The sequence below is a fragment of the uncultured Zoogloea sp. genome, from assembly GCF_937894855.1.
GTDB classification, from domain to species: Bacteria; Pseudomonadota; Gammaproteobacteria; order Burkholderiales; family Rhodocyclaceae; genus Zoogloea; species Zoogloea oryzae.
On record NZ_CALAYQ010000115.1, the window covers coordinates 1 to 8,459 of the forward strand.

9 protein-coding genes are annotated in these 8,459 nt (G+C 69.1%); 7 read left to right on the forward strand and 2 right to left on the reverse strand.

What is annotated here, in order from left to right; all coding sequences use genetic code 11:
- The 7 genes from accC to Q0672_RS13370 all read left to right on the forward strand — a co-directional run.
- Positions 1–1,349 (forward strand): acetyl-CoA carboxylase biotin carboxylase subunit (accC, locus tag Q0672_RS13340; RefSeq protein WP_298622919.1); only part of this gene is annotated, 1,349 nt, incomplete at its 5' end.
- Positions 1,349–2,245, forward strand: a complete 897-nt coding sequence (prmA, locus tag Q0672_RS13345; RefSeq protein WP_298622921.1) for a 50S ribosomal protein L11 methyltransferase — start codon at positions 1,349–1,351, stop codon at positions 2,243–2,245. The genes accC and prmA, both read left to right, overlap by 1 nt.
- Positions 2,242–3,888 carry a DUF3426 domain-containing protein gene (locus Q0672_RS13350; protein ID WP_298622924.1) on the forward strand — a complete coding sequence of 549 codons (1,647 nt, stop codon included), beginning with the start codon at positions 2,242–2,244 and terminating at the stop codon, positions 3,886–3,888. The genes prmA and Q0672_RS13350 overlap by 4 nt, the downstream gene beginning before the upstream one ends.
- A 42-nt stretch (positions 3,889–3,930) precedes the next feature.
- The gene (locus tag Q0672_RS13355; RefSeq protein WP_298622927.1) at positions 3,931–4,866 is read left to right on the forward strand and encodes a carbohydrate kinase family protein; all 936 of its coding nucleotides are present in this window, start codon (positions 3,931–3,933) and stop codon (positions 4,864–4,866) included.
- Positions 4,867–4,877: 11 nt separating this feature from the next.
- The gene (locus Q0672_RS13360; RefSeq protein ID WP_284189597.1) at positions 4,878–5,333 is read left to right on the forward strand and encodes a glycine zipper 2TM domain-containing protein; all 456 of its coding nucleotides are present in this window, start codon (positions 4,878–4,880) and stop codon (positions 5,331–5,333) included.
- Positions 5,334–5,480: 147 nt separating this feature from the next.
- Positions 5,481–6,239, forward strand: a complete 759-nt coding sequence (locus Q0672_RS13365; protein WP_153163075.1) for a GNAT family N-acyltransferase — start codon at positions 5,481–5,483, stop codon at positions 6,237–6,239.
- Positions 6,240–6,313: 74 nt separating this feature from the next.
- Positions 6,314–6,994, forward strand: coding sequence for a 1-acyl-sn-glycerol-3-phosphate acyltransferase (locus tag Q0672_RS13370; protein WP_298622930.1), 681 nt, complete (start codon positions 6,314–6,316; stop codon positions 6,992–6,994).
- Positions 6,995–7,060: 66 nt separating this feature from the next.
- On the opposite strand, the gene Q0672_RS13375 is transcribed toward Q0672_RS13370, so the two are convergent.
- Both Q0672_RS13375 and Q0672_RS13380 read right to left on the reverse strand, forming a co-directional pair.
- A complete protein-coding gene (locus tag Q0672_RS13375; protein WP_298622932.1) occupies positions 7,061–7,894 on the reverse strand; it encodes a symmetrical bis(5'-nucleosyl)-tetraphosphatase in 834 nt (277 codons plus the stop codon).
- Positions 7,895–7,899: 5 nt separating this feature from the next.
- The coding region (locus tag Q0672_RS13380; RefSeq protein WP_298622935.1) for a polysaccharide biosynthesis protein at positions 7,900–8,459 on the reverse strand (560 nt) is incomplete at its 5' end.

The following is an 8,459-nucleotide window of genomic DNA, read 5'->3' on the forward strand; positions in this document are numbered from 1 at the left end:
TCCTCATCGCCAACCGGGGTGAAATCGCCCTCCGGGTGCTGCGAGCCTGCCGCGAGCTGGGCATCAAGACCGTCGCGGTCCATTCCCAGCCCGACGCCGAAGCCAAGTACGTCAAGCTGGCCGACGAATCCGTGTGCATCGGCCCGGCCTCGTCCGCCCTCAGCTACCTCAACATCCCGGCGCTCATTTCGGCCGCAGAAGTCACCGACGCCGAAGCCATCCACCCCGGCTATGGCTTCCTGTCCGAGAACGCCGACTTCGCCGAGCGGGTCGAGCAGTCCGGCTTCGTCTTCATCGGCCCCCGCGCCGAAACCATCCGCCTGATGGGTGACAAGGTCTCCGCCAAGGACGCCATGAAGGCTGCCGGCGTGCCCTGCGTGCCCGGCTCCGAAGGCGCCCTGCCCGACGACCCGAAGGAAATCGTCAAGATCGCCCGCGCCATCGGCTATCCGGTGATCATCAAGGCCGCCGGCGGCGGTGGCGGCCGCGGCATGCGCGTGGTGCACACCGAAGCGGCGCTGCTCAACGCGGTCACCACCACCCGCTCCGAAGCCGGCGCGTTTTTCGGCAACCCCATGGTCTACATGGAAAAGTTTCTGGAAAACCCGCGCCACGTGGAAATCCAGATCCTCGCCGACCAGCACGGCAACGCCATCCACCTGGGCGAGCGCGACTGCTCCATGCAGCGCCGCCACCAGAAGGTCATCGAGGAAGCGCCCGCGCCCGGCATCGAGCGCCGCCACATCCTGCGCATTGGCGAACGCTGCGCCGAAGCCTGCCGCAAGATCGGCTACCGGGGCGCCGGCACCTTCGAGTTCCTCTACGAGAACGGCGAGTTCTACTTCATCGAGATGAACACCCGCGTCCAGGTCGAGCACCCGGTCACCGAGCTCATCACCGGGGTCGACATCGTCCAGGAACAGATCCGCGTCGCCGCCGGCCAGAAGCTGCGCTACAAGCAGAAGGACATCGAGTTCCGCGGCCACGCCATCGAGTGCCGGATCAACGCCGAAGACCCGTTCAAGTTCACCCCTTGCCCGGGCAAGATCTCCAACTGGCACGTCCCCGGCGGCCCCGGCATCCGCGTCGACTCCCACGTGTACAACGGCTACACCGTGCCGCAGCACTACGACTCGATGATCGGCAAGCTGATCGCCTACGGCGACACCCGCGACCAGGCCATCCGCCGGATGCGCATCGCGCTGTCCGAGATGCTCGTCGAAGGCATCAAGACCAACATCCCGCTGCACCAGGAGCTGATGCTCGACGCCCGCTTCGTCGAAGGCGGCACCAGCATCCACTACCTGGAGCACAAGCTGGCGGGGCGCAACGAGGTCAGCAAAAGCTGATGTGGATCTCCGTCATCCTGCAGGCTGATGCCACCCGCGCCGAGGCCCTGTCCGAGGCGCTGATGGATCACGGCGCCCTGTCGGTCAGCATCGACGATGCCGACGCAGGCACCGACGCCGAGAAGCCCCAGTTCGGCGAGCCGGGCATGCACCCGGCCAGCCTGTGGGATCACAGCCGCGTCGTCGCCCTCTTCGACACCGACACCGACCTGGCCGAAGCCCTGGCAACCGCCTCGGCCGCCGCCGGGCTCGACGCGGTGCCGCCCTTCACCATCGAAGAAGTCGCCGAACAGAACTGGGTCCAGCTCACCCAGAGCCAGTTTGACCCGATCCGCATCACCGACCGCCTGTGGATCGTGCCCTCGTGGCACGAAGCCCCCGCGCCGGACGCCATCAACCTGATCCTCGATCCGGGCATGGCCTTCGGCACCGGCTCCCACTCGACCACCCGGCTGTGCCTCGAATGGCTCACCGACGTGATCGAGCCGGGCGTCACGGTGCTCGACTACGGCTGCGGCTCCGGCATCCTCGCCATCGCTGCCGCCCGCCTGGGCGCCGGCGAAGTCACCGGCGTCGACATCGACGAGAAGGCCGTCGAGACCGCCGCCTTCAACGCCGAGACCAACGGCGTGAAGCTGCACCTGCAGGTCTCGTCCAAGCCCCTCGACGGCACCTTCCAGCGGGTCGTCGCCAACATCCTCACCAACCCGCTGAAGATGCTCGCGCCGCTCCTCGCGGCCCGCGTCGCACCCGGCGGCAGGCTCGCCCTCTCGGGCGTGCTCGAAGCCCAGGCGGACGAAGTCATCGAAGCCTACGCACCCTTCATCGCGCTCACCGTCGGCGCCACGCACGACGGCTGGGTCCGCCTCGAAGGAGAACGACCGGTCACGCCATGATCCTCGCACGCTGCCCCGCCTGTGCCACGACCTTCCGGGTTCGCCCCGAGCAACTGCAGGCCCGGGGCGGGCGCGTGCGTTGCGGCCACTGCCAGCACGCCTTCAACGCGCTGGAAAGCCGCATCCCCGAGGACACCGAACCCACCGACACCCTCTCCCTGGCGCCCACGCCGGCACCCGCTGTCGAGGCTCCCGCCGAGCCGCCCATCTTCGTTCTTGAAGAAAAGCCCCAGGAAGACGCCGCGCCCGTCGAGGCCGCCGCAGTATCCGCCGTCGAAGCCCCGGCGGCTGGCGCCGCCGACATCGCCGCACCGGCCGACGAAGATCTCCTCGACCTCGACGACCTCCTGCCCGCCGACACACCGTCCCCCGTCGCTGAACCCCTGGCCGACGAGCCCCTGGCGGACGAGCTCATCGCCGAAGCCGACATCCCGCCAGCGCCCGCCCTCCCGGACGACACCCCGGACGCAGCCCTCCCTGCCGAAGAAGGCGATGGCGACGCCTTCGACACGCCCGAAGAACCCGCCCCGGCCGACGCCCCCAGCTTCGACCTGCCCGACAGCGAGCCCGTCGACGCCTTCCCGGACGAGCCCGCTGAAGCGTCCCAGCCTGCCGACGAAGCCGCCGCGCCGGTCGCGCCCTTCGCCGACATCGATATCGACATCGACGCGGCACAACCCTGGCCACCCGAAGCATCGCCCACCACCGAGTTCGGCAGCGATGCTCACACCGCAGACACCACCGACGAGCGCGACGACTTCGACGACGTGATCGCCAGCGACGCCCCGCCCGCTGTCGAACCCTTCGAGGCGCCCCCCTTCCAGCCCGACTGGCCGTCCGCCGCCGATCTCGACCTGAAGGCCCCGCCCGCCGAACCCGTCGATTTCGACGCCCTGCTCCACAAGCAGGACGAGGACCCGACCCCGCCGGAAGCCCTCGCCGCCACGCCCCACGACCAGCCCTGGCCGGCCAGCGAAGAGCCCGCCGCGATGCTCGCCCAAGCCCAGGCCGAGGCCGCCCACGTGCCCATCGAAATCGACACCAGCGCCGATCCCCGCCGGGCCGAGCCGAAGATCGTCGCCGAAACCGTCGAGACCGTCGAATCCTACGAAGACGCCGACGACGAGCCGCCGATCGAACCGGAAGCCGAACCCGCCACGTCGCCGGTACTGCGCCAGGCCGCCTGGACCGCCGGCGCCACCCTGCTGAGCCTCGCCCTGCTGGCCCAGGGCGCGCTGGTGTTCCGCAGCGAGATCGTCCAGTCCTCGCCCCAGATGCGGCCCTTCATGGAAAGCCTGTGCGGCGCCCTCGGCTGCGAACTGCCGCTGCCGCGCAACGCCGCCGACATCGCCATCGAGAGCTCCGACATCCAGCCCGACGCCGCCCGCGAAGCCTTCTTCACCCTGCACGCCACCCTGCGCAACCGGGCGGAGTTCCCCCAGGCCTATCCGCACCTGGAGATCACCCTCACCGACGCCCGCGACAAGGCCCTTGTCCGCAAGGTGCTCGAACCCGCCCAGTGGCTGCCCGCCGACGCCCCGAAGGACGCCTTCGCCGCCAAGCGCGAAGTCGCCACCCGGATCGCCTTCGAGGCCCCCGGCGTCGCCGCCGCGGGCTACCGCGTGTACGTCTTCTACCCCTGACGGCAACCGCCGGCAGAGCAACCGCCCAACCATCGCCGAATCATGTCCACGCTGATCTGTGGTTCCATCGCCTACGACTCGATCATGGTTTTCCATGACCGCTTCCGCAATCACATCCTGCCCGAGCAGCTGCACATCCTGAACGTCTCGTTCTTCGTGCCCGAGATGCGGCGCGAGTACGGCGGCTGCGCCGGCAACATCGCCTACAACCTCAAGCTCCTCGGCGGCGAACCGCTCATCATGGCCACCGTCGGTGACGATGCCGCGCCCTACCTCGACCGCCTCGACGCCCTCGGCCTGCCGCGCACCCACGTCACCCAGGTGCCCGGCACCTTCACCGCCCAGGCCTTCATCACCACCGATCTCGACGACAACCAGATCACCGCCTTCCACCCGGGCGCGATGATCCACTCCCACGTCAACACCATCGGCCAGACCCGCGGCGTCACCCTCGGCATCGTCGCCCCGGACGGGCGCGACGGCATGCTCGAGCATTCCCGCCAGTTTGCCGAGGCCGGCATCCCCTTCATCTTCGATCCGGGCCAGGGCCTGCCCATGTTCAGCGGCAACGAACTCCTCGCCTGCCTGAAACTGGCCGACTACTGCACGGTCAACGACTACGAAGCGCGCCTGCTGTGCGAACGCACCGGGCGCTCGATCGAATCCCTGTCTGGCGAGGTCAAGGCGCTGATCGTCACCCGCGGCGGTGAAGGCTCCGAGATCCACACCGGCGGCACGCGCATCGACATCCCCTGCGCGGTGCCCACCCGCGTCGAAGATCCGACCGGCTGCGGGGACGCCTACCGCGCCGGCCTGCTCTACGGCATCGACCGCGGCCTCGACTGGGATCAGACCGGGCGCCTCGCCTCGCTGATGGGCGCCATCAAGATTGCCAGCCGCGGTGGCCAGAACCACGCACCCAGCCGCGATGAAATCGCCGAGGCCTATCGCAAGGCCTTCGGCTCAACCCTTTGGTGAAAGGAAGAACGATGCGAATCCTGAATCTGGGCGTTGCCCTGCTTGCCGCCGTCACCGTCGCCGGTTGTGCCACCGGCCAGGGCGCCGGGGATTACCAGCGCACCGAAACCCGCCGCGTGATGAGCGTTCGGCTCGGCGTGATCGAAGGCGTGCGCGCGGTCAAGCTCGAAGGCACCAAGTCACCGGTGGGCACCATCGGCGGCGCGGCCGTCGGCGGCATCGCCGGCAGCACCGTCGGCGGCGGCAAGGGATCGGCGATCGGTGCGGTGGTCGGCGCGGTGGTCGGCGGTCTGGCCGGCGCGGCGGCGGAAGAAGGCCTGACCCGCAGCCAGGGCGTCGAGATCACCCTCAAGATGGACAACGGCGAAATGCTCGCCATCACCCAGGAAGACCAGGGCGAGAACTTCAAGCCCGGCGAACGCGTCCGCCTGCTGCAGGACGGCCGCACCACCCGCGTGACCCGCTGAGCCTTCCGGCCCGGCCGCATCCAGCAAGGGAGCCCCAGCGGCTCCCTTCGCTTTTTGGGCGCACCGTCACACGCCGGTAACCGCCCCTTCACCGGGCCGCAACGCGCCCTTCCCACAATGCGCGGAAACCCCACGAGGATTTCCGCCATGCTGCACAAGCAACAACAAGCTGCCCAACGCCCCGGTCGCAACCTGCACGTGGGCCTCGCGACCAGCCCCACCGAAGTGCTCGAAGCCCAGAAGCTGCGCTACCGGGTGTTCGCCGACGAGATGGGCGCCCGCCTCAACCCGCGCACGCCGGGTGTCGATCGCGACCTCTACGACCCGTTCTGCGAGCACCTGATCGTCCGCGACGAGGACGCCGGCCGCATCGTCGGCACCTACCGCATCCTGTCGCCCTCCGCCTCCCGCGAAGTGGGCAGCTACTACTCGGAAAACGAGTTCGACCTCACCCGCCTGCGCCACCTCAAAAGCCGCATGGTCGAGATCGGCCGCTCCTGCATCGACGCCGAATACCGCTCCGGCGCCGTCATCACCCTGCTGTGGTCGGGCCTCGCCCGCTACATGCTCGAGAACAACTACGACTACCTCATCGGCTGCGCCTCGGTGAGCATGGCCGACGGCGGGCACATGGCGGCCAGCCTGTATAATCGGTTGAAGGACGAACACCTCTGTCCGCTCGAATACCGCGTGTTCCCCCGCACCCCGCTCCCCCTCGCCGCCCTGCGCCAGGATCTCGACGCCGAAACCCCGCCGCTCATCAAGGGCTACCTGCGGGCCGGCGCGTGGATCTGCGGCGAGCCGGCCTGGGATCCTGACTTCAACACGGCCGATCTGCCCGTCCTGCTGCCGGTATCCCGGCTCGACGCCCGCTACGCCAAGCACTTCATGGGACGCAAGGACTGAAGCCCGACAGCCCCGCTCCGTTCGCAATCCGCCTCGCCCGCTACCTGGGCCTCGCCGGCCACATCGCCGTCGGCGTGGCCATCGCGGCGGCGGCCTTCCCCTTCCTCGGCCTGCTACGCCGGCGCCAGCTCAAGCAGTGGTGGTCGGCCCGGCTGGTAAAGGTACTCGGCGTCACGCTGCAGATTCGCGGCGGTGGCGACGTGGTGCCCGGCTGCCTGCTGGTGGCCAACCACGTGTCGTGGCTGGACATCTTCATCATCAACGCCGCCTGGCCCGCTGCCTTCATCTCGAAGGCCGAGGTGCGCCAGTGGCCGCTGTTCGGCTGGCTCGCCGTGAAGAGCGAGACCGTCTTCCTGCACCGGGGCAGCCGCGGCCACGCGAAGGTCGTGAATGGCGAGATTGCCGGGCTGCTGGCCGACGGCCAGTACGTGGCGCTGTTCCCCGAGGGCACGACCACCGACGGCAGCACCCTGCACAACTTCCACGGTGCCCTGCTCCAGCCGGCCATCGACGCCGGCGCCTTGATCCAGCCGCTGGCCATCGCCTACCGCCTGCCGGATGGCCGCTTCACCCGGGCGCCGGCCTACGACGGCGACGTGAGCCTGGGCGAATGCCTGCGGGCCATCGTCGGCGAGCGCCACATCGTTGCCCGCATCGACGTGGAGCCGGCCCTGTGCACCCGCGAGACGCCGGATCGCAAGGCCCTCGCCCACACGGCCCGGGCCGCGATCCTCGAACGCATCGAAAGCGCCTGAAGCCCGCCGGTCCGGCAGGCTTCACATCAGATCAGCAGAAGAAAAGAAGAGCCTGAAACGGCCCGCTCAGGACGGCTTGAGCTTGCCGTGGGTAAGCCCGGGGCAGGCCACCTGGAACACCTTGCGGTCTTCCAGCCGCACCGCGGTGAGCTCGCGCCCCCACAGGCAACCGGAATCCAGCGCCAGCAGGTTGGGCTCGATGCGCAGCCCGAGGGCCGACCAGTGGCCGAACACCACCGTCGCGTCGGCGCTCTTCCGGCCCGGCACCTCAAACCACGGCACGTAGCCTTTCGGCGCCTTGGTGACCTCGCCCTTCACCTTGAAATCCATCACCCCGTCGGGCGTGCAGAAGCGCATCCGCGTCATCGCATTGACGATCACCCGGATCCGCTCGTAATCCCGCAGCCCGTCGTGCCAGGCGGCCGGCTCGCTGCCCCACATGTTGTTGAGCAGATCGGCGTGATAGGGGCCGGCCAGGGCGCCCTCCACCTCCCGCGCCAGGGCCCGCGCCTGGGAGACCGTCCAGCCGGGCAGCAGCCCCGCGTGGACCATCGCAAAGCCGTCTTCCAGATGCATCAGCGGGCGGGTGCGCAGCCAGCCCAGCAGGGCGTCCCGGTCTGGCGCGTCGAGCACCGACTGGATGGTGTCGTCCTTGCCCCGGGCACGCACGGTGCCGTAGGCCACCATCAGCAGGTAGAGATCGTGATTGCCCAGCACCGTGACCGCCGAAGCCCCCAGGTCGCGCACGAAGCGCAGGGTCTGGAGCGAATCGGGCCCGCGATTGACCAGATCGCCCACCAGCCACAGGCGATCCCGGGCGGGGTCGAAGTCGATCCGGTTGAGGAGCGCGGTGAGGGAGGTGAAGCAGCCCTGGATGTCGCCAATCGCGTAAGTTGCCATGATGTTCAGGCCCGCAGTCCGGGCTTATCCACCACCGTCAGCGCCGGCGGCGACGGTGACGGGGTGTATTCGGGTACCCAGCGGCGCAGCTCGCGGCGAACCTCCAGCGCGCCCACCGCGCGACGCTGGCGCAGCCATTGCAGCAGCGCGTCGAGGCTGCCTTCCTCCACTGGCTGGGCGCGGGCGATGCGCAGCTTGGGGTGATGGGTGGCGCGGGTTTCCTCGGCGTCGGCCAGCACCTCTTCGTAGAGCTTCTCGCCGGGGCGCAGGCCGGTAAACACGACGCGGATCTGCTCTTCGCTGCGGCCCGAAAGGCGGATCATATCCCGCGCGAGTTCGGCGATCTTCACCGGCTCGCCCATGTCGAGCACGAAGATCTCGCCGCCCTTGCCCATCGAGCCGGCCTGCAGCACCAGCTGCGCGGCCTCGGGGATGGACATGAAGAAGCGGGTGATCTCCGGGTGGGTCACCGTCACCGGGCCACCAGCGGCGATCTGTTCCTGGAACTTGGGGATCACGCTGCCGGCGCTGCCCAGCACGTTGCCGAAGCGGACGATCTCGAACT